This is a genomic window from Lentzea terrae, from assembly GCF_003265345.1.
Classification (GTDB): domain Bacteria; phylum Actinomycetota; class Actinomycetes; order Mycobacteriales; family Pseudonocardiaceae; genus Lentzea; species Lentzea terrae.
The window spans coordinates 20486-39325 of the sequence record NZ_QFWW01000016.1 but is presented as its reverse complement, the minus strand read 5'-3'; the positions used below and the strand labels follow the sequence as shown (position 1 = coordinate 39325).

At 68.9% G+C, this 18840-nt stretch carries 19 protein-coding genes and 2 pseudogenes; 12 read left to right on the top strand and 9 right to left on the bottom strand.

Annotated elements, in window-relative coordinates; all coding sequences use genetic code 11:
• Nucleotides 1-97: 97 nt before the first annotated feature.
• Nucleotides 98-1543 carry an arabinofuranosidase catalytic domain-containing protein gene (locus DI276_RS21135; protein ID WP_112265889.1) on the top strand — a complete coding sequence of 482 codons (1446 nt, stop codon included), beginning with the start codon at nt 98-100 and terminating at the stop codon, nt 1541-1543.
• Between the two features lie 99 nt (nt 1544-1642).
• On the opposite strand, the pseudogene DI276_RS52210 reads toward DI276_RS21135, so the two are convergent.
• Nucleotides 1643-2065: pseudogene (locus DI276_RS52210) on the bottom strand (Clp protease N-terminal domain-containing protein); the annotation flags it as partial.
• A gap of 108 nt (nt 2066-2173) precedes the next feature.
• A pseudogene (locus DI276_RS52205) lies at nt 2174-2593 on the bottom strand (Clp protease N-terminal domain-containing protein); the annotation flags it as partial.
• A gap of 66 nt (nt 2594-2659) precedes the next feature.
• Here DI276_RS52205 and DI276_RS21125 point away from each other — a divergent pair.
• Entirely contained in the window at nt 2660-3025 is a 366-nt protein-coding gene (locus DI276_RS21125; protein WP_112265893.1) for an excisionase, read from the top strand.
• The gene (locus DI276_RS21120) at nt 3022-3993 is read left to right on the top strand and encodes a DUF1835 domain-containing protein (RefSeq protein ID WP_112265895.1); all 972 of its coding nucleotides are present in this window, start codon (nt 3022-3024) and stop codon (nt 3991-3993) included. The genes DI276_RS21125 and DI276_RS21120 overlap by 4 nt, the downstream gene beginning before the upstream one ends.
• On the opposite strand, the gene DI276_RS21115 is transcribed toward DI276_RS21120, so the two are convergent.
• Nucleotides 3972-4394 carry an ester cyclase gene (locus tag DI276_RS21115; RefSeq protein WP_157984848.1) on the bottom strand — a complete coding sequence of 141 codons (423 nt, stop codon included), beginning with the start codon at nt 4392-4394 and terminating at the stop codon, nt 3972-3974. The genes DI276_RS21120 and DI276_RS21115 overlap by 22 nt on opposite strands.
• A gap of 136 nt (nt 4395-4530) precedes the next feature.
• Here DI276_RS21115 and DI276_RS21110 point away from each other — a divergent pair, with 136 nt between their 5' ends.
• Nucleotides 4531-5655, top strand: a complete 1125-nt coding sequence (locus DI276_RS21110) for a helix-turn-helix transcriptional regulator (RefSeq protein ID WP_112265899.1) — start codon at nt 4531-4533, stop codon at nt 5653-5655.
• On the opposite strand, the gene DI276_RS21105 is transcribed toward DI276_RS21110, so the two are convergent.
• Genes DI276_RS21105 through DI276_RS21085 form a run of 5 tightly spaced genes read right to left on the bottom strand, consistent with a single transcriptional unit; the run spans nt 5638 to nt 10384 of the window.
• The gene (locus DI276_RS21105) at nt 5638-6468 is read right to left on the bottom strand and encodes a MaoC/PaaZ C-terminal domain-containing protein (protein ID WP_112265901.1); all 831 of its coding nucleotides are present in this window, start codon (nt 6466-6468) and stop codon (nt 5638-5640) included. The two genes, DI276_RS21110 and DI276_RS21105, sit on opposite strands and share 18 nt — an antisense overlap.
• Nucleotides 6469-6479: 11 nt before the next feature.
• Nucleotides 6480-7445: a 2Fe-2S iron-sulfur cluster-binding protein gene (locus DI276_RS21100; RefSeq protein WP_112265903.1), complete on the bottom strand. Its 966-nt coding sequence runs from the start codon at nt 7443-7445 to the stop codon at nt 6480-6482.
• Nucleotides 7438-7677 carry a hypothetical protein gene (locus DI276_RS21095; RefSeq protein WP_456298521.1) on the bottom strand — a complete coding sequence of 80 codons (240 nt, stop codon included), beginning with the start codon at nt 7675-7677 and terminating at the stop codon, nt 7438-7440. The genes DI276_RS21100 and DI276_RS21095 overlap by 8 nt, the downstream gene beginning before the upstream one ends.
• Nucleotides 7674-8816: a Rieske 2Fe-2S domain-containing protein gene (locus DI276_RS21090; protein WP_112265905.1), complete on the bottom strand. Its 1143-nt coding sequence runs from the start codon at nt 8814-8816 to the stop codon at nt 7674-7676. Before DI276_RS21090 ends, DI276_RS21095 begins: the two co-directional genes overlap by 4 nt.
• Nucleotides 8813-10384, bottom strand: coding sequence for an FAD-dependent oxidoreductase (locus DI276_RS21085; protein WP_112265907.1), 1572 nt, complete (start codon nt 10382-10384; stop codon nt 8813-8815). Before DI276_RS21085 ends, DI276_RS21090 begins: the two co-directional genes overlap by 4 nt.
• A gap of 117 nt (nt 10385-10501) precedes the next feature.
• Here DI276_RS21085 and DI276_RS21080 point away from each other — a divergent pair, with 117 nt between their 5' ends.
• From DI276_RS21080 to hsaB, 8 genes are read left to right on the top strand one after another with little or no spacing between them, the layout of a single operon-like run.
• Nucleotides 10502-11962, top strand: coding sequence for an FAD-binding protein (locus DI276_RS21080; protein WP_112265909.1), 1461 nt, complete (start codon nt 10502-10504; stop codon nt 11960-11962).
• Nucleotides 11956-12726: a 2-keto-4-pentenoate hydratase gene (locus DI276_RS21075; RefSeq protein WP_112265911.1), complete on the top strand. Its 771-nt coding sequence runs from the start codon at nt 11956-11958 to the stop codon at nt 12724-12726. The genes DI276_RS21080 and DI276_RS21075 overlap by 7 nt, the downstream gene beginning before the upstream one ends.
• Nucleotides 12727-12736: 10 nt before the next feature.
• The gene (locus DI276_RS21070; protein WP_112265913.1) at nt 12737-13615 is read left to right on the top strand and encodes an acetaldehyde dehydrogenase (acetylating); all 879 of its coding nucleotides are present in this window, start codon (nt 12737-12739) and stop codon (nt 13613-13615) included.
• Nucleotides 13581-14591, top strand: a complete 1011-nt coding sequence (gene dmpG, locus DI276_RS21065; protein ID WP_112265915.1) for a 4-hydroxy-2-oxovalerate aldolase — start codon at nt 13581-13583, stop codon at nt 14589-14591. Before DI276_RS21070 ends, dmpG begins: the two co-directional genes overlap by 35 nt.
• Nucleotides 14588-15754 (top strand): 3-hydroxy-9,10-secoandrosta-1,3,5(10)-triene-9,17-dione monooxygenase oxygenase subunit, encoded by a 1167-nt coding sequence (hsaA, locus tag DI276_RS21060; protein WP_112265917.1) that lies wholly within the window; start codon nt 14588-14590, stop codon nt 15752-15754. The genes dmpG and hsaA overlap by 4 nt, the downstream gene beginning before the upstream one ends.
• 11 nt (nt 15755-15765) lie before the next feature.
• Entirely contained in the window at nt 15766-16572 is an 807-nt protein-coding gene (gene hsaD / locus DI276_RS21055; protein WP_112265919.1) for a 4,5:9,10-diseco-3-hydroxy-5,9,17-trioxoandrosta-1(10),2-diene-4-oate hydrolase, read from the top strand.
• Nucleotides 16572-17474, top strand: coding sequence for an iron-dependent extradiol dioxygenase HsaC (gene hsaC / locus DI276_RS21050; RefSeq protein ID WP_112265921.1), 903 nt, complete (start codon nt 16572-16574; stop codon nt 17472-17474). The genes hsaD and hsaC overlap by 1 nt, the downstream gene beginning before the upstream one ends.
• Nucleotides 17438-18007 (top strand): 3-hydroxy-9,10-secoandrosta-1,3,5(10)-triene-9,17-dione monooxygenase reductase subunit, encoded by a 570-nt coding sequence (hsaB, locus tag DI276_RS21045; RefSeq protein ID WP_232836797.1) that lies wholly within the window; start codon nt 17438-17440, stop codon nt 18005-18007. The genes hsaC and hsaB overlap by 37 nt, the downstream gene beginning before the upstream one ends.
• Here the strand turns inward: hsaB and DI276_RS21040 are convergent.
• Nucleotides 17993-18814 (bottom strand): class I SAM-dependent methyltransferase, encoded by an 822-nt coding sequence (locus DI276_RS21040; protein ID WP_112265923.1) that lies wholly within the window; start codon nt 18812-18814, stop codon nt 17993-17995. The genes hsaB and DI276_RS21040 overlap by 15 nt on opposite strands.
• Nucleotides 18815-18840 lie beyond the last annotated feature (26 nt).

Genomic DNA, 18840 nt, shown 5'->3' with positions numbered 1-18840 from the left:
CTGAGGGATGTTGAGCAGTTGACGGTACTCAGCCCACTCCTCGGGTTTCGACGAACCGGTTCGATCTGGGGCATCCCAATGGAAGGCATCGACAGGTATGAAGGGTCGATCAAGCCGCTTCACCATCGCCGTTGCGGCGTCACTCGCGCTCACCGCCTCCGCCATCGCTCTTCCCGAAGAGCCGAGCGCACGGGCGGCAGCATCCGGTCCGTGCGACATCTATGCCACCGGCGGCACGCCCTGCGTGGCCGCGCACAGCACCACTAGGGCGTTGTACGGCAACTACAACGGCCCGCTCTACCAAGTCAGAAGGTCCTCGGACAACGCCACGCGGGACGTCGGTGTGCTCAGCGCGGGCGGTGTGGCCGACAGCGCCGCCCAGGACGCGTTCTGCGCCACCGCGACCTGTCTCATCGGCATCATCTACGACCAGTCGGGCCGGGGTAACCACCTCACCCAGGCACCTCCTGGCTACTGGAAGGGGCCCGAGCCCGGCGGATGGGACAAGCTCGCCGACGCGAAGGCCGCACCGATCAGCGTCGGCGGTCAGAAGGCCTATGGCGTCCGCATCTCGCCAGGCACCGGCTACCGCAACAACAGGACGAACGGCGTCGCGACCGGTGACCAGCCGGAAGGCATCTACGCGGTCGTCGACGGCCAGCACTACAACCAGTGGTGCTGCTTCGACTACGGCAACGCGCAGACGACCAACACCGCCGACAGCCCCGCCATCATGGAGACCGTCTACTTCGGATCCAGCAAGCAGTGGGGCTACGGCGACGGTCCCGGCCCGTGGATCATGGCCGACCTGGAGTGGGGGCTGTTCTCCGGTGTGAACGCCGGGTACAACAGGAACCCGACCATCAACCACCGCTTCGTGACGGCGATCGTCAAGGGCGAGCCGAACCACTGGGCGATCCGCGGCGGCAACGCGCAGTCGGGCGGCCTGTCGACGATGTTCGACGGCCCGCGTCCCAACGGCTACCACCCGATGAAGAAGCAGGGCGCGATCCTCCTCGGCATCGGCGGCGACAACAGCGTCACCGGCGCCGGCACGTTCTTCGAGGGGGTGCTCACCTCCGGCTATCCGTCGAACGCCACCGAGGACGCCGTGCAGGCCAACATCACCGCGGCCGGCTACGCACCAGCCAACTCGCGGCCGGGCGTGCAGATCGTCGGCAGCCAGTCCAACCGGTGCGTCGACGCGCCGGCCGGCACGAACGGCACCCAGACGCAACTGGCGGACTGCCAGGGCGCCGACCGGCAGCGCTGGACCCAGACGGCGGACAAGAGGTTGCAGATCTACGGCAACAAGTGCCTTGACGCCAACGGCCAGGGCACCACCAACGGCACCCAGGTGATCATCTGGGACTGCCACGGCGGTGCGAACCAGCAGTGGAACGTCAACTCGAACGGCACCATCTCCGGCGTGCAGTCAGGTCTGTGCCTGGACGCCAACGGCGGCGGCACGACCAACGGCACGAAAGTCATTCTCTGGTCGTGTCACGGCGGAACGAACCAGCGGTGGGCTCTCCGAGGCTGAGCACCGCGTTGGCGAGCACGGGACGGTCCCGCGGTGAACCAGGTGGCTGAGGTCAACCACGTCCTGGTCACCGCGGGAACCGGCGTTCCGACGAGCGGCCTAGGCGCGTCGTAGGCGGTCCCGCATCACCTTGCGCATCATGGTCAGCAGCCCCTTGGGCTCCTCCTCCTGCACCGGCTGGAGGTACCCGAGCAGCTTGTGCAGCAGCTCGTTGGTCGACGTCCACAGCGGCACGAAGTCGCCGGCGACCGGGCCGGTGCCGCGGATCGGGCCGCCGGTCACCTCGGTGATGCGCCGGACCAGGTCTAGGGTCTGTTCGTCGCGGAACACGAGCTGCACCTCGTCCTCGGTCAGCCGCACCTCCATCTTGCGCGCCGCGGCCTCTTCCGGCGTGGCGTCCGTGGTGCCTTCGGGATCGAGCTCGTCGATCTTCGCGGCGATGGCTTCCGGGTCGACACCGAGGTCGGCGAGCACGCGAGCCGCCATGCTGCCCTCGGAGCGGACCAGCGCCTCCAGCAGGTGGTGGCTGCCGACCGGGCCCGCACCCGCGAGCGCCGATGCGGCGGAGAACGCCTCTTCCGCCGCCGTCGTGGACTTCTGGGTGCGGGCGGACGGTTCGGCGATCTCCGCCAGCACCAGCCTGCGCACGCGGTCCAGGTCGTCGGCCTGCCGGACGAGGACCTTGGCCGCGACCCCCTCGCCCTCCCTGATCAGGCCCAGCAGGATGTGTTCCGGGCCGATGTGGTTGTGGTTGAGGGCGAGCGCCTCGCGCAACGACAGCTCGAGCACTTTCTTCGCCCGCGGCGTGAAGGGGATGTGCCCTTCTTTTCGCGGCTCGGTGCCGGCGCCGACGATCTCGATCACGTCGGCCCGCACCGACTCCTTGGTCAGCCCGGCGCGGTGGAGCACCCTGGCCGCGACTCCGGCCGGCGCGTCGAACAGGCCGAGCAGCACGTGCTCGGTCCCGATGTAGTTGTGCTGCAACCCCCGCGAGATCTCCTGTGCGTGGACGACGACCTGGCGGGCCTCCCCGGTGAATCTCTCAAACATGAAACCCAGCGTGCGCGCCTATGATTGACCATGTCAATGCTGTGTCACTGACAGGGTGGGGTGGCAATGTCAGGCGAATGGGAAGACCGGCTCTCCCGCTGGCAGGACGAACTGCGGCTGTTCGCGCAGCTGGACGAGACGCCGTGGGTGTCGCTCGCGCAGGCCGAGGCGGAGACCGGGGTGTCGCGCTCGGCCCTGCGCTCCTGGTACCGCAACGGCGAGATCGAGTCGCGCCTGGTCGACGGTCCGAACGGGCCGCAGCGCCTGGTGCCGCTCGACGCCGTCGTGGAGCGGGCCGCGAAGTCGCCCCGGATCCAGCGGCGGGCCGAGCGCGAGATCGGCCTCGAAGCCCAGGTGACCCTGTTGCGTCACCGGATCGACCAGCTAGAACTGCGGCTGGCAGCACTGGAACGGAGGTCACCACCGACATGACGTTCGACGAGGCGTTGCACGTGAGCAACGGCGACAGCACCGACGTGCCCGCGCGGCAGGTCGTCTACTGGCGCGACTCCCTGCACGAAGGACCGGTGCCTGCCGTGGGGCCGGAGGAGCTCCGCCGGATCAGGGCCGAGTTCCTCGCGCAGAACAACGCCGACGAGGGCGCGGCCATGTTCGCCGAGCGGGACCGCACCCTGGAGGCGGCCAGGGACGGCGAGTACGTGCTGTGGTTCGAGGCGGACCTCTACGACCAGCTGCAGATCATCCAGATCCTCGACCGGCTGGCGGATCTCGGTGTGCCGGCCGAACGCATCACGCTGATCTGCATCGGTGAGTATCCGGGCATCGCCCGTTTTGGCGGTCTCGGCGAGCTGACCGCGGACCAGTTGCGCGAGCTGCCCGCCACGAAAGCATGCGCACGGCTGACACCGCCCGCGCTGGAACTCGCGGCACGGGCGTGGGCCGCATTCCGCGCACCGGCCCCGAAAGGCCTGGCCGCCATCGCCGCCACCCGCTCGGGCGAGCTCCGGTTCCTCGGCGAGGCGTTCGACCGCCTGGGCCGCGAGTATCCGTCCACTCGCGACGGTCTGGCGCTGACCGAACGGCGCGTGCTGGCCGCCGTCGCCGGTGGTGCGTCCGACGCCGGCACCGCGTTCGTTCGCGCCGCTGCCAGGGAGACGCGTCCCTACCTGGGCGACACGTGGTGCTTCGCGATCATGGAACGGCTGGCGCGCGCGACCGTCCCGCTGCTCGACGCCGCGTCCGGCCCGATCGACCGGCACACGACCCTCAAGCTCACGCCCGCCGGAGCGGAAGTGCTTGCCGGGCGGGCGGATCACGTGGCGCTGAACGGCGTCGACCGGTGGATCGGGGGAGTGCACCTGCGGGGACAGCACCGCTGGGACGAGGGGATCGAGGCCGTCGTCAGCGCAGGGAGCGGTCAGCCGGACAGTCCGACCTGAGCCATCATTCCGGAACCGTCGAAGTACGCGCGTTCCTCGGCGATCAGGTCGTCGGGCCCGAGCGTCCAGAAGATGCCCATGTCCACGGCGAACCCCTTGCCGGTCGGTGGAATCTCACCGCCGGGGCCGGGCATCGGGCCGAGCATGGTTCCCGTCGCGTGCGCCTCCCACGCGAGTCCGTCGTGCGCGACCACCGGCTCCCAGGTGAGCGTCCACACCATGTCCGGGAAGGCCTGTCTGAACGTGGCGGCCGTGGCGACCACGGCGTCGCGGCCCTTGGTCGGCTGCGGCGAGAGCGGGTCGGTGAGCAGCACGTCCTCGGCGTACAACGGACCGAGGGCGGAGAGGTCACCAGCGTTGAAGGCGTCGACGTACCTGCGCACCAGGTCTGCTCCGGCCATGTCACGTCTCCTCGGTCTCGAACGGAACAGGACCCCTCGAATGTCGCCCTGACCAGGGCCTCGGTCCATTCCAGAAATCTGGCAGAGCCGGCCCGTCCGGCTTACCGTGAAGTCGTCCCGGCGACTGGGAGACCGCATGGCACGGCTGTCGAAGGAGCAGGCCGGCGAACGCGTTCGCCGGCTGGCCGGCGCGGGACTCGACACGCACGCCTTCTTCGAGGCGGCGGGCGTGACGGTGGCCCGCGCTGTCCCGATCGGTGGCGCGCCGCCGTTCTGGAACACCGTCGACCCGGCGTCGCACCTCATCACCAGCGTCCACTTCGAAGGCGACTGCTTCTTCGACGCCGGTGAGCAAACGCGCTGGGAGTACGTCGCGGATGACGTGAACAAGACCGCGGACGTGATCGAGAACCCGAGTGGCGTCCAGACGCTGCACGAGGTGACCGGTGGGCAGCCGGAACGCAGCACGGTCTTCCGCGAGTACCTGCGCCCGAGGGGCATCGAGCAGGAGGCCGCGGTGGCGCTGCGCGACCCGACCGGCCAGAACTGGGGCACCCTGCGGCTCAACCGGGCACCGGGCCAGCCGGAGTTCGACGCCGCCGAGCTCGCCTTCCTGCGCTGCATCGCACCGCACCTGGCCGGCGGGGTGCGGCGTGGACTGCTGATCGGCGAGGCAGCCGAGCCCGACTGGCCGGACGGACCCGGGCTGGTGGTCGTGGGCGACGGGCTGGCGCTCGAGTCGGCGTCTCCCAACGCGATCCGCTGGCTCGACGAGCTGAACACCCGCGATGGCGGCGTTCCGGCCGCCGTCCTGTCGGTCGCGGCTCGCGCACACACAGATGAGGAACGAGCCGTGGCGCGGGTGCGTGCCGGCTCGGGCAGGTGGTTCCTGCTCCACGGCACCCGCATGGCGCTGCCGGAGGGCACCCGAGCGGCCGTGATCATCGAACCCGTCGCGCGTGCTCGGATCGCGACGGTCCTGATGGCGGCCTACGGGCTCACGCCTCGTGAGCGCGAGATCACGAGGCTCGTGCTGCAGGGACTGGCCACCGCGAAGATCGCCGAAGCACTGGTCATCTCCCCGGTCACGGTCCAGCAGCACCTCAAGAGCATCTTCGCGAAGACCGGCGTCCACAGTCGACGGGACCTCGTGTGCACGGTCTTCCACGACCACTACGAGCCTCGGGTGCGGGACAACGAGGATCGACGGGTCGCCGCGCTGCCGGCTCGCGGGGGCCCGGTGTCACCCCGTCAGGGTTAGCACGGCGTCGGTGAGCACGGGCCGGTCTGCCGCGGAAGTCGTCAGCACCAGCTGCGAGCCGTTCCGCCACACCCGAGTCGTCAGCGTCTCGCCGGGGAACACCACGCCCGCGAACTTCGCCCCGAACGACAGCACCTGCTCCGGTCCGTCCAGCAGCGCGTCGATCACCGCCTTGCACACCACCCCGTACGTGCAGAGCCCGTGCAGGATCGGCTGGTCGAAGCCAGCCCGGGCAGCGAACTCCGGATCGGCGTGCAACGGGTTCCGGTCCCCGCACAGCCGATACAGGTAAGCCTGCTGCGGCAGCGTCGCGGTCTCGATCACGTCATCCGGCTCGCGGTCCGGCAGCTCGACCTTGCCGGACGGCCCGCGTTCACCGCCGAACCCGCCCTCGCCACGCGCGAAGATGCTGGACCGCGTGGTGTACAAGGCGGTGCCGTCCGGCGTCACGGCCGTCGACTCCTGCACGATCACTGCCGCCTTGCCCTTGTCCCAGACGTCCGCGATCCGCGTTCGCAGCACCGCCTCGCCCTCGGCCGGGAGGGCCGCGTGCACGGTGATCTCCTGCGTGCCGTGGAGTACCCGAGCGAGGTCGATGTCGACGCCGGGGAACGACACGACCGGCGGCGCGGTCTCGTGGAACCGGGGCGCGACGACGCCGAACGTCGGCAGCACCCGCAAGCCCTCTTCATACACGTAGCGGAGTTCCGTCGCGCCCAAAGCCAGGTGGTAGAGCAGCACGTCCGAGTGCGTCCAGGAGAACTTGATCTCGGGAAGTTCCGCCCCGATCGCGACGTCCGGGTCGATCGGCATGAAGCAACCCCTCACTCGTAGGTGATCTTCACCGTGTCGGTGACCGGAACCGACTGGCACGCCAGCACGATGCCGTCGGCGATGTCCTCGGAGTCGAGCACGTCGTTGTTGAGCATCTTGACCTCGCCCTCGACCAGCCGGCACGCACACGCGCTGCACGCACCCTCCCGGCACGAGTACGGCGCGTCGAGTCCCTTCTCCAGCAACAGGTCGAGCAGCTTTTGCCGCGCGGGCCACGGAAATCGGTGCTCGGCGCCGTCCAGCGAGACCTCGACCACGGCGTCCGGCCGGTCGTCGGCCACGGGTTCGACGTCCGAGAACGGATCGCTGGACAACGACACGAACTTCTCGACGTGCACGACCGGAACGTCGTGCAGAGCTTTCCGGGCAGCCTCCATGAACGGCCCGGGCCCGCACACGAACGCCTCGTCGCACTCCCGCACGAACGCCCGCAGCGCACCGAGATGAGGCAACCCCTGGACCGACTCCAGCCAGTGCACCACGGTCAGCCGATCCGGGTGCTCGCGGCACAACGAGTCGAGCTCGCGGGCGAAGATCACCGAGCTCTCGTCCCGGTTGGCGTAGAACAGGAACACGCGGCCAGAAGCCCCGAGCACGGCCCTGATGATCGACATGACCGGCGTGATCCCGCTGCCGGCCGCGAACGCGAGCAGCGACCCGTCCAAAGACGCGGGAGTGAAGACTCCGGCGGGTGCGAGCACGTCCAGCTCGCACCCCTCGCTGAGCTGGTCGCACATCCAGTGCGACCCGTAGCCGTCCGGTGTGCGCTTGACCGTGATCTTCAACGGCTCACCCGGCGCGCTGGACAGGGAGTAGCAGCGCGCCACGTCACCCGCCCGCACGGTCAGGAACTGGCCCGGCCGCACCGCGAAGTCCACGCCCGACAGCACGAACGAGCGCGCGTCGGCGGTCTCCTCGATCACGGCGTCGACCCGCAGCCGGTGCACCTCAGCCATCGGCGACCTCCAGCGTCCCATCGCGCACGGCCTTCTCGATGCTGTCCCGCAGCCGCAGGCACGTCGGCACGAACGCCGAGCGCGGCCCGCACAGCTCAGGACACGAGCTGGTGTCGGACAACCACTGCACGCTCGTGTGCTGCGGGCTGTTCTTCTTCACCAGCACCCGGTTCCCGCAGTCGCACCGCACGGGAACCATGCCACCGACGAGAAACTCGTCGCGCTCGCTCACGTGGCCGTCTCCTGAGGTGCTGGTTCCCTCCTGGCGAGGTTCTCGGCGACCTCCTTCTCCCACACCTCGACCGCGCGGCTGGTGTCGACCTCGAACTCGAAGCGCCGCACCATGTCGTCGGTGACGTCCTCCACGTCCACGTAGAACTGCTCGTACCAGCGCCGCAGCTGGTAGACCGGCCCGTCCTCCTCGCACAGCAACGGGTTGTCGATCCGCGTCTTGTTCTGCCAGATCTCCACGTCCTGCATGAACCCGACGCCGATGCCCCGCGCGAACTTCGCGGCGATCTTGTCGGCGTGCTCGTCGGACACACCGGGCAGCTTCTTCACGATCGCGCCCCACTGCAACCGGAACGACGTCGGCGAGATCGGGTAGTGGCAGTTGATCAGCACCGTCTCGATCTCGAGGCCCTTGTAGTCGTTCCACAGGTAGTCGATCATGTACGACGGCCCGTAGTACGAGGCCTCCGAACGGACTTCCACATCACCGGTGTAGTTCGAGCCCATCGCGACGTCCGGCCGTCCGCGCGTGGTGAGGTACTGCGACGCGACGTGGCCCTCCATCACGTTCTTGAAGTACGTCGGGAACGCGAAGTGGATGTAGAAGAAGTGGGCCATGTCGACGACGTTGTCGATGATCTCGCGGCAGTTGGCGTTGTCGATCACCACCGAGTCCCACGTCCAGTTGCTCCACTCGTCGCTGAACGCGGCGTCGATGCGCGGGATCGTCACGTGCTCCGGCGGCGGGTTGCCCTGCGGGTCGTTCCACACGAAGAGCTGCTTGTTCTCCTCCATCGTGATCCACGAGCGGGTGCGTGCCCGCAGCGGAACCCGTTTGGCGTAAGGAATCTCGACGCACTTGCCGTTGCCCGCCCAGCGCCAGTCGTGGAACGGGCAGGCCACCGCGTTGCCCTTGACCGTGCCCTGGGTGAGGTCGCCGCCCATGTGCCGGCAGTAGCCGTCGAGGACGTTGATCTTGCCGTCCTCGGTCGCGAAGACGACGAGCTTCGTGCCGAACGCCTCGACCGCGTGCGGTTTGCCGTCGCGGAAGTGGGAGGCCAGGCCGAGGCAGTGCCAGCCGCGCGCGAACCGCGCTGGAGGCGCGCCGGTGTCGATCGTGCGTACGGCGTCCTGCGTCATCGCGTTCCTCCAGAGATGTCGAGGCCGGCGAGGTATCCGAACGTCATCGCCGGTCCGAGGGTGGCGCCGGCGCCCGCGTAGGTGTGGCCCATCACGGAAGCCATGGTGTTGCCCGCCGCGTACAGGCCCTCGATCACCGAACCGTCCTCGCGCAGCACTCTCGCGTTGGCGTCGGTGCGCAGGCCGCCCTTGGTGCCGAGATCGCCGGGCACGATCTTGACCGCGTAGAACGGTCCGGTCGTCAACGGCGCGAGGTTGGGATTCGGGTGGTTGCGCGGATCGCCGTAGTAGCGGTCGTACGCGCTTTCGCCGCGGTGGAAGTCGGTGTCCTTGCCGTCCACGGTGAGGGTGTTGAACCGGCGGATGGTCTCGGTGAGCTCGGGGAGGTCGGCTTCCTGAGCCAGTTCTTCCAGACTGGGAGCGGTGAGCACGGAGTCCTTCCAGCGGCGTGGCAAAGGCCTGCGTGGCGGGACGCCGCAGAACGGGTAGCGGCTGCGGTAGGCGTGGTCGAACACCAGCCAGGTCTTGCCGTTCATCGCCTTCACCACGTCGATGTACGGCGCGGCCTCGTTGACGAACCGGCGACCGGTGCTGTCGACCAGCACGCATCCGGGCAGTGAACGTTCGGCCAGCAGGAAGAACGGGCCGCGCGGCAACGGAACCGATGGCCCCCACCAGGCTTCGTCCATCAGCCCGACGGCCGCGCCCGCGCGCACGCCGGCCTCGATGCCGTCACCCGTGTTGGCCTTGGCGCCGACTGTCCATTCAGTACCGATGTCCTGGTGCTGCTTGCGCATCTGCTCGTTGTTCTCGAACCCGCCGGACGCCAGCACGACGTGCTTCGCCAGGATCAGCTTCTCGCAGACGAGAACTCCGGCGATCCGGCCGTTCTCGTAGTGCAGGTCGGTCATGGCGGTGTTGAGGCGCACCTCGACGTTCAGCGCTTTGAGACCCGCGCGGAGTCCCGCCGCCAGCGCCTGGCCCATCGTGAGCCGGTTGCCCGGAAGGAACCGGCGGGCGAAGACCTTCATGGCGGTGAGCAGGCCGCGAGGGTGTCGGCCGATCAGCGTCAACCACTTGTAGTCGCTCTGGGTGATGATGATGCCCGCCGGGGTCGGCACGTACGGCGGCTCCAGGTTTTTGATGTCGTCACCCAGCAGCTTCGGGTTGAACGGCAAGGGCTCGACCGAGCGTCCGCGGGGTTGCCCGCCGGGGGCCTCGGGGTAGTAGTCGGCGTAGTCGCGGACCCAGCGGAACTTCAACGGGGTGTGCGCGGCGACGAACGCCAGCATCGCCGGTCCGGCGTCCAGGAACGCCGCGCGCAGGTCGGCCGGCACGTCCCCGGCGATGTGCTCCAGATAGGCGTTGGCCTGCTCGGGCGAGTCCGCCGGGCCGGCCGCGGTGAGGACGTGGTTGTTCGGCACCCAGACGCCGCCGCCGGACCGCGCGGTCGAGCCGCCGAAGTGCTGGGCCTTCTCGATGACGAGGGTGCGCAGGCCGTGCTGAGCGGTGCAGAGCGCGGCTGTCATGCCTGCCGCGCCGCTGCCGACGACGATCACGTCGTACATCGCACCTCCCCGGTGACTCAGACTAGAACAGGTTATAGTTCTGAGCGGGTTTGGCGCTATGGTGTAGGAGTTCCAGGCAAGTCGACTCACCGAGAACACGTTTCGGGAGGGTTAAGCGTGGAGGTCTCCGCGGACGTGGTCGTCATCGGTTTCGGTGCTGCCGGCGCGTGCGCCGCCATCGAGGCTGCGGCGGCCGGTGCGTCCGTGGTGGTCCTGGACCGGTTCGCGGGTGGCGGCGCGACGGCGTTGTCCGGCGGCGTCGTCTACGCGGGCGGTGGGACGCGGCAGCAGGTCGAGGCCGGGGTGACCGACACGCCCGACGCGATGTTCGAGTACCTGAAGCACGAGGTCGGGGACGCGGTGTCCGCGGCGACGTTGCGCCGGTTCTGCGAGGACAGCGCCAAGATGCTGGCCTGGCTGGAGGACCAGGGCGTGCCGTTCTCCGCGAGCGTCTGCCCGTTCAAGACCTCATATCCGACGGACGACTACTACCTGTACCAGTCCGGCAGCGAGGACGCCTACCCGGACCCTGCGCCGCGCGGGCACCGGACCAGGGCGAAAGGCACGTCCGGCAAGGTCTTCTTCGCCCGCTTGGCCGAGGCGACCCGGCGGGCAGGCGTGCGGATCATGCCGCAGAGCCGCGCCACCGAGTTGATCACTGCTGACGGCCGGGTCACCGGCGTCCGGTGCCGGACTCTCTCCGGCCTGCCGCGAGCCCTCCACGGGATGTTGTCCAGTGCGGGAGCCAAGCCCTGGCTCTACTACCCGCCGCTCGGCAGGAGGCTGTTCGCGCTGGCGGCGTGGCTGGAACGGCGTTTTGCGCGGTCTCTGGTGGTCACCGCGCGGCAAGGCGTCGTCATCTCGGCCGGTGGGTTCATCGCGAACCGGCCGATGGTGCACGAGAACGCTCCTGCGCATCGCGGTGGCCTCGCGCTCGGCACGCCTGGCGACGACGGTGCCGGGATCAGGCTCGGGGTCGCTGCCGGCGGCAAGACCGCGCGGATGGACAAGGTCTCGGTGTGGCGGTTCATCACGCCGCCCAGCGCGTTGCAACGCGGTGTGCTCGTGGATTCCGCTGGTCAGAGCTTTGGTGATCCGACCAGGTACGGCGCGGCCATCGGCAGCGAGATCGTGCGGCGCGACGGCAAGGCGTGGCTGCTGATCGACGACGACATCCTGCGCGTGGCACGTGCTCAAGTCCGCACCCAGACAGCGCGGTTCCAGCGGTGGCAGGTCCGCTACTTCCTGAACCGCGGGCTGGTCAGCGCGCCGACGATCGAGGAAGCGGCGGCCAAGGCAGGGATCGGCACGCCTGAACCGTTCGGAACGCCGCCCTACTCGCTGATCAACGTGTCGGTGCGGGCCGGGTTCGGTTACCCCTGCCCGATGCTGACGCTCGGCGGACTCGTCGTCGACGAGGAAACCGGGCAGGTGCCCGGAGTTCCCGGCCTGTACGCGGCGGGCCGGTCGGCCGTCGGGGTGTGCTCGGAGTCCTACGTCAGCGGGCTCGCGCTCGCCGACTGCGTCTTCTCCGGCCGCCGCGCGGGGATGCACGTCGTGAAGGAGGCCAGGTGCTGACGATCCAGAAGAGGGAGGCCGCCGCCGAGCTGCTGCGCGTGGCGGAACGGGACCGCGTGCCGATCAAGCCGCTGGTCGAGCTGTACCCGGAGATCGACGTGGTGGACGCGTACGAGATCCAGCTGCTCAACGTCCGGCACCGCAACCGCGACGTGATCGGCCACAAGGTCGGCCTGTCGTCGTTGGCGATGCAGCAGATGATGGGCGTCGACGAACCGGACTACGGCCACCTGCTCGACGACATGCAACTGGCCGGAACGGCGGACGCCTCGGCGTACCTGTACCCGCGGGTCGAGGTGGAGATCGCGTTCCTGCTGGCCCAGGACCTGCCTGGGGAGGGCTGCACGGTCGAGGACGTGCTGGCGGCCACCGAGTTCGTCGCACCGGCGATCGAGCTGATCGACAGCCGGATCATCGACTGGAAGATCGGCTTGCAGGACACGATCGCGGACAACGCGTCGTCGGCCGGGTTCATGCTGGGCACCGAGCGCGTTCGTCCGTCCGATCTGGACATCGGCGCGGTCGCGGCCACCTTGCGGCGCAACGGTGAAGTGGTTGCCGAAGGACGTGGTGACGCGGTGCTGGGCGATCCGGCGATCGCGGTGGCGTGGCTCGCGGAGAAGGTCGCCTCGTTCGGCGTCCGGCTGCTGGCCGGCGACATCGTGCTGCCGGGTTCGTGCACGCGGGCGATCGACGCGCGGCCGGGCGACGAGTTCCACGCCGAGTTCGCCGGACTTGGTTCTGTCGACCTGAAATTCGAATAGGGGTGACTGTGTGAAGGCGGCCATCGTCGGCTCCGGCAACATCGGCACCGACCTGCTCTACAAGCTCCTGCGCTCGCCGGCGTTGGAACCGCGTTGGATGGTGGGCATCGACCCGGCCAGCGAGGGCCTCAAACGCGCGGCGTCGCTGGGCCTGGAGGTGTCGGTCGACGGCGCGGAGTGGTTGCTGCGTCAGGACGAGCTGCCGGACATCGTGTTCGAGGCGACGTCCGCGGCGGTGCACCGGGCCAACGCGCCGCGCTACGCGGAGGCGGGCATCCGGGCGATCGACCTGACGCCGGCGGCGGTCGGGCCGTACGTGGTGCCGCCGGTCAACCTCGGCGCGCACCAGGACGCGCCCAACATCAACCTGATCACGTGTGGTGGCCAGGCCACGATTCCGATGGTGCATTCGGTGTCCCGGGTGGTGCCGGTGTCGTACGCGGAGATCGTGGCGAGTGTGGCGTCGGTGTCGGCGGGACCCGGGACGCGGGCCAACATCGACGAGTTCACCCGCACGACCAGTCGTGGCATCGAGGAGATCGGGGGAGCCGAGCGCGGCAAGGCGATCATCGTGCTGAACCCGGCGGACCCGCCGATGATCATGCGCGACACGATCTTCTGCGCGATCCCCGAGGACGCCGATCCGGACCTGATCACGGACTCGATCGCGAGGATGGAAACCGCCATCCGTTCGTACGTGCCGGGTTTCCGGTTGTTGAGGGAACCGCAGTTCGACGCCGGGCGAGTGGCGATCTTCGTGGAGATCGAGGGTGCCGGTGACTTCCTGCCGACGTACGCCGGGAACCTCGACATCATGACGGCCGCCGCGACCAAGGTGGGGGAGGAGATCGCCAATGCAGCTGCGGCTGACCGACACGTCACTGCGTGACGGCTCGCACCACAAGCGGCACCAGTTCACGGTCGAGGACGTGCGGTCGATCGTCGCGGCACTCGACGGCGCCGGGGTGCCGGTGATCGAGGTGACGCACGGCGACGGGCTCGGCGGGTCGTCGTTCAACTACGGCTTCAGCCACACGCCCGAACAAGAGCTGATCAAGGTCGCGGTCGAGACGGCCCAGCAGGCCAAGATCGCCGTGCTGATGCTGCCGGGCGTGGGCGTCAAGGACGACATTCTTGTTTCGCAGGACAACGGCGCGTCGATCGTCCGGATCGCCACGCACTGCACCGAAGCCGACGTCTCCGTGCAGCACTTCGCATTGGCTCGCGAGCGGGGCCTGGAGACCGTCGGGTTCCTGATGATGGCGCACTCGCAACCGCCGGAAGCGTTGGCGAAGCAGGCAAGGATCATGGCCGACGCCGGATGCCAGTGCGTGTACGTGGTCGACTCGGCCGGAGCGCTTGTGCTGGAACAGGTTTCGGATCGGGTCGAAGCGCTGGTCGCCGAACTGGGTGAGGACGCGCAGGTCGGGTTCCACGGGCACGAGAACCTCGGGCTGAGCGTCGCGAACTCGGTCGCCGCGGCACGGGCCGGCGCGAAGCAGATCGACGGCAGCGTGCGCGGATTCGGTGCGGGCGCGGGAAACACGCCGTTGGAGGCGTTCGTCGGGGTGTGCGACAAGCTCGGTTTCGAGACGGGCGTCGACTTCTTCAAGATCGTGGACGCGGCCGAGGACGTCGTCCGGCCCGTCATGCCGGAGGAGTGCCTGCTCGACCGGATGGCGCTGATGATGGGTTACGCGGGCGTCTACTCGAGCTTCCTCAAACACGCGTACACGCAGGCGAACCGCTATGGCGTGTCGGGCGCGCAGATCCTCGTCCGGGCGGGGGAGCGCAAGCTCGTCGGCGGGCAAGAGGACCAGCTGATCGATATCGCACTGGAGCTGAGCAGGGAGAACGTCCGATGAGCGAGGAAATCCTCGGCAAGGTGCGGGAGCTGCTTCCTGCGTTGCGGGACCGCGCGGCGGAGGCGGAAGAGCTGCGCAAGGTGCCGCCGGAGTCGGTGAAGGCGTTGCAGGAGACCGGGTTCTTCCGGATGCTGCAGCCGGTGCGGCACGGCGGGTTCGAGACGCATCCGCTGGCGTTCTACGAGGCGGTCAAGCTGATCGCGAGCGCGTGCGGGTCGACGGGCTGGGTCGCGTCCGTGCTGGGCGTGCACCCGTGGCACGTCGGGCTGTTCGACGCGCAGGCGCAGGACGAGGTGTTCGGTGAGGACCAGGACACGCGCATCTCCTCGTCGTACGCGCCGACGGGCCGCGCGACGCCGGTCGACGGCGGCTTCCGGTTCAGCGGCAAGTGGAGCTTCTCGTCCGGCTGCGACCACGCCACCTGGGTGCTGCTCGGCGGCCTGGTGATGAACGACGAGGGCAAGCCGGTCGACTTCCGCACGTTCCTGCTGCCGATCGCCGACTACACGATCAACGACGTCTGGGACACGGTCGGCCTGCGCGGCACGGGCAGCAACGACATCGTGGTGTCGGACGTGTTCGTGCCGGAACACCGCACGTTGAGCATGATGCACACCGCGCGGTGCATCTGCCCCGGCCAGGACGTCAATCCCGGCCCGTTGTTCCGCATGCCGTACGGGACGATCCACCCGTACGCGATCACCGCGCCGATGATCGGCATGGCGGCCGGCGCCTACGACGTGCACGTCAGCGCGACCCGTGAGCGCGTCCGGGCCGCTTACCTGGGCGAGAAGTCGGTCGACGACCCGTTCGCGCAGGTGCGGATCGCCACGGCGGCCAGCGACATCGACACCGCGTGGTGGCAGCTGGAGAAGGACATCAACGACGAGTGGGAACACGCCGTCGCCGGCACCAAGATCCCGATCGAGATGCGGCTGCGGGCGCGCCGGGACCAGGTGCTGGGCAGCGCGCGGGCGATCTCCGCGATCGACCGGCTCTTCGAGAGCGCCGGCGGCAAGGCGATCAACGCCGGTCTGCCGCTGCCGCGGTTCTGGCGTGACGCGCACGCCGCGCGGGTGCACGCGGCGAACGACCCGGAGCGCGTGCTCGTGCTGTACGGCAAGAACGAGCTCGGTATCCAGGTCCGCGACGGGCTGTTCTGAGGGGACTTTCGATGACGAGGTTGCACTACCACGAAGCGGGGACCGACCACGCGGAGACGCTGGTCCTGCTGCACGGCGGCGGGCCCGGTGCGTCGGCGATGAGCAACTTCGGTCGCAACATCCCGGTGTTCGCGAAGTCGTTCCGCGTGCTGGCCGTCGACCTGCCCGGCTACGGCCAGTCCGACAAACCCGCGGAGCACGACCAGTACTTCACCTTCGCGGCAAGGGCCTTGAAGGACCTGCTCGACGAGCTGGGCGTCGAGCGGGCACACATCCTGGGCAACTCGCTCGGCGGCGGTACCGCGGTCCGGTTCGCCCTGGACCACGGCAAACGAGCGGGCAGGCTCGTGCTGATGGGGCCGGGCGGGTTGTCCCTCAACGTGTTCTCGCCGGACCCGACCGAGGGCGTGCGGAAGCTCAGCGCGTTCGCCCGGACGCCCACGCGGGAGAAGATCGAGGAGTTCCTGCGGATCATGGTGTTCGACCAGTCGCTGATCACCGACGAGCTGATCGACGAACGGTTCGAGGCGGCTCGTCAGCCGGAGTCGTTGCGCGCCATGGCTGCTTTGGGCAAGTCGTTCGCCGGGCCCGACTTCGAGCAGGGGATGCTCTGGCGGGAGGCTTACAAGTTGCGCCAACGGGTGCTGCTCGTCTGGGGCCGGGAAGACCGGGTGAACCCGCTGGACGGCGCGTTGCTGGCGTTGAAGCTGATCCCGCGGGCGCAGCTGCACGTGTTCGGTGGATGCGGGCACTGGGCGCAGCTGGAGAAGTTCGACGAGTTCAACCGCCTGGCCACCGACTTCCTGACGGAGGCGTGATGGGTATCCGTTCCCTGGGGTATCTCCGGATCGAGGCCACCGACATGGACCGGTGGCGTGAGTTCGGACTGAAGGTCCTCGGCATGGTCGAGGGCAAGGGTTCTACGCCGGGTGCGCTGTACCTGCGGATGGACGACTTCCCGGCGCGGCTGGTGATCGTGCCGGGGGAGAGCGACCGGTTGCAGGCCTCCGGGTGGGAGGCCGCCACCGAGGCCGAGCTGGAAGAGGTGGCGAAACGCCTGGCCTCGGCGGGTGTCTCCTACGTCGAGGGATCCGCCGACGAGCTGGCGGAACGGCGGGTGAACGGGCTGATCCGGTTCGAGGACCCGTCCGGCAACGTGCTGGAGGTGTTCCACGGCGCGGCTTTGGAACATCGGCGGGTGGTGTCGCCGTACGGGCACCGGTTCGTGACCGAGGAGCAGGGCCTCGGGCACGTCGTGCTGTCCACTTCGGACGACGAGGCGGCGTTGCACTTCTACCGGGACGTGCTCGGCTTCCGGTTGCGCGACTCGATGCGGCTGCCTCCGCAGTTCGTCGGCCGACCCGCTGACGGGCCGCCGGCGTGGCTGCGGTTCTTCGGCTGCAACCCGCGCCACCACAGCCTCGCGTTCCTGCCGATGCCGACGCCTTCCGGCATCGTCCACCTGATGGTCGAGGTGGAGAACACCGACGACGTGGGCCTGACGCTGGACCGGGCGATGCGGCGCAAGGTACCGATGTCGGCGACGCTCGGCCGGCACGTCAACGACCTGATGCTGTCGTTCTACATGAAGACACCTGGCGGGTTCGACGTCGAGTTCGGCTGCGAGGGACGGCAGGTGTCCGATGAGGACTGGATCGCACGCGAGAGCACGGCGGTGAGCCTGTGGGGACACGACTTCAGCGTGGGCTACCAGAAGTAGCCCGCTATCGTTCGGTGCTCGGTCACTTCTGCACCGGGGTGACCGTGGTGACTGGCATGTCGTCCGAAGGTCCGGTCGGGTTCGCCTGCCAGGCCTTCGCGGCGCTGTCCCTGGACCCGCCGCTGGTGCTGTTCTGTCCACAACGGACTTCGGGCAGCTGGGCGGCCATGTCGGAAAGCGGTGCGTTCTGCGTGAACGTCCTGGCCGAGGACCAGCGCGACGTGTCGACGGTGTTCGGCAAGGCAGGCGCGGACAAGTTCGCGGGCATCTCGTGGACGCCGTCGGCCACCGGTGCCCCGGTGCTCGACGGCGCCCTCACGTGGGTGGACTGCCAGGTCGCCGCGGTGCACGACGGCGGTGATCACCACATGGTCGTCGGCTCGGTGGTGGAGCTCGGCCCGGTGCGCGACGCGCAGCCGCTGCTTTTCTACCGCGGCCGCTACGCCGTGCACGCCGAGCTGGACACCCGTGGCTGGTCCGGCGAAGTCCTCGACAACCTGATGACCTGGCAACGCCAATCAGAGTGGAGCTGAACCCCTGATCTCCCACGAGGCCGTCGGGAAGCGGACTTCCCCGTCCCGCACGAACGGGTCGAACTCCCGGAGCACGGTCCGCAGGATCTCTTCGCGCTCCTGCTCCGCCATGGTCTGGAGGGCCCGCCCCACCGGGCCGAGCATCGTCAGGTACGTCGGCAGCACGTCCTCGGGCATCGTGCAGTCCAGTTCGACCTCGCGGAGGTCGATCGCGGTCCAGCCGCTGTCGCCGAGCACCTGCCGCACCCGGTCGGGATCCGCGAGCGAATGCGGTCCCGGTCCGTCGGGATCGAACGCCGGCAGGTCCGGGATCAGCGTCGTGACGGCACGTTCGGCGGTCGTCATGAACGGGTTTTCGTCCTTGCTGCGCCACACGACAGCGCGCAGCTCGCCACCGGGTTTCGCGGCCGTCCTGAGGTTGCCGAACGCCGCCACCGGGTCGTCGAAGAACATGACCCCGAACCGCGAGACGATCAGGTCGAACTCCGGCTCGAACGCGTGCACCTGCGCGTCCGCCTGGAAGAACCGCGTGTTCTCGGTCTCCTGCGCCACCGCGATCTGCGGGCCGGAGATGTCGACGCCGACGCACGGCACGTCACCGAGCGCCGCCGCGATCGCCCTGATCACGCCGCCGGTCCCGCACCCGACGTCGAGCACGCCGGTGCGCGGGCGTTCCTTCGCCGCGGCGACGAGCAGGTCTTCGTACGGCTGGAGAACCACGTCGACCATGTCCCGTGCCGCGGCCCAGCCGTGGCCACCGGGGCCGTTCCACAGTGCCGCCTGTTCGCTGTTGACCTCTGGTGTCATGCTCGTACCGTCCTACTTCAAGTCGG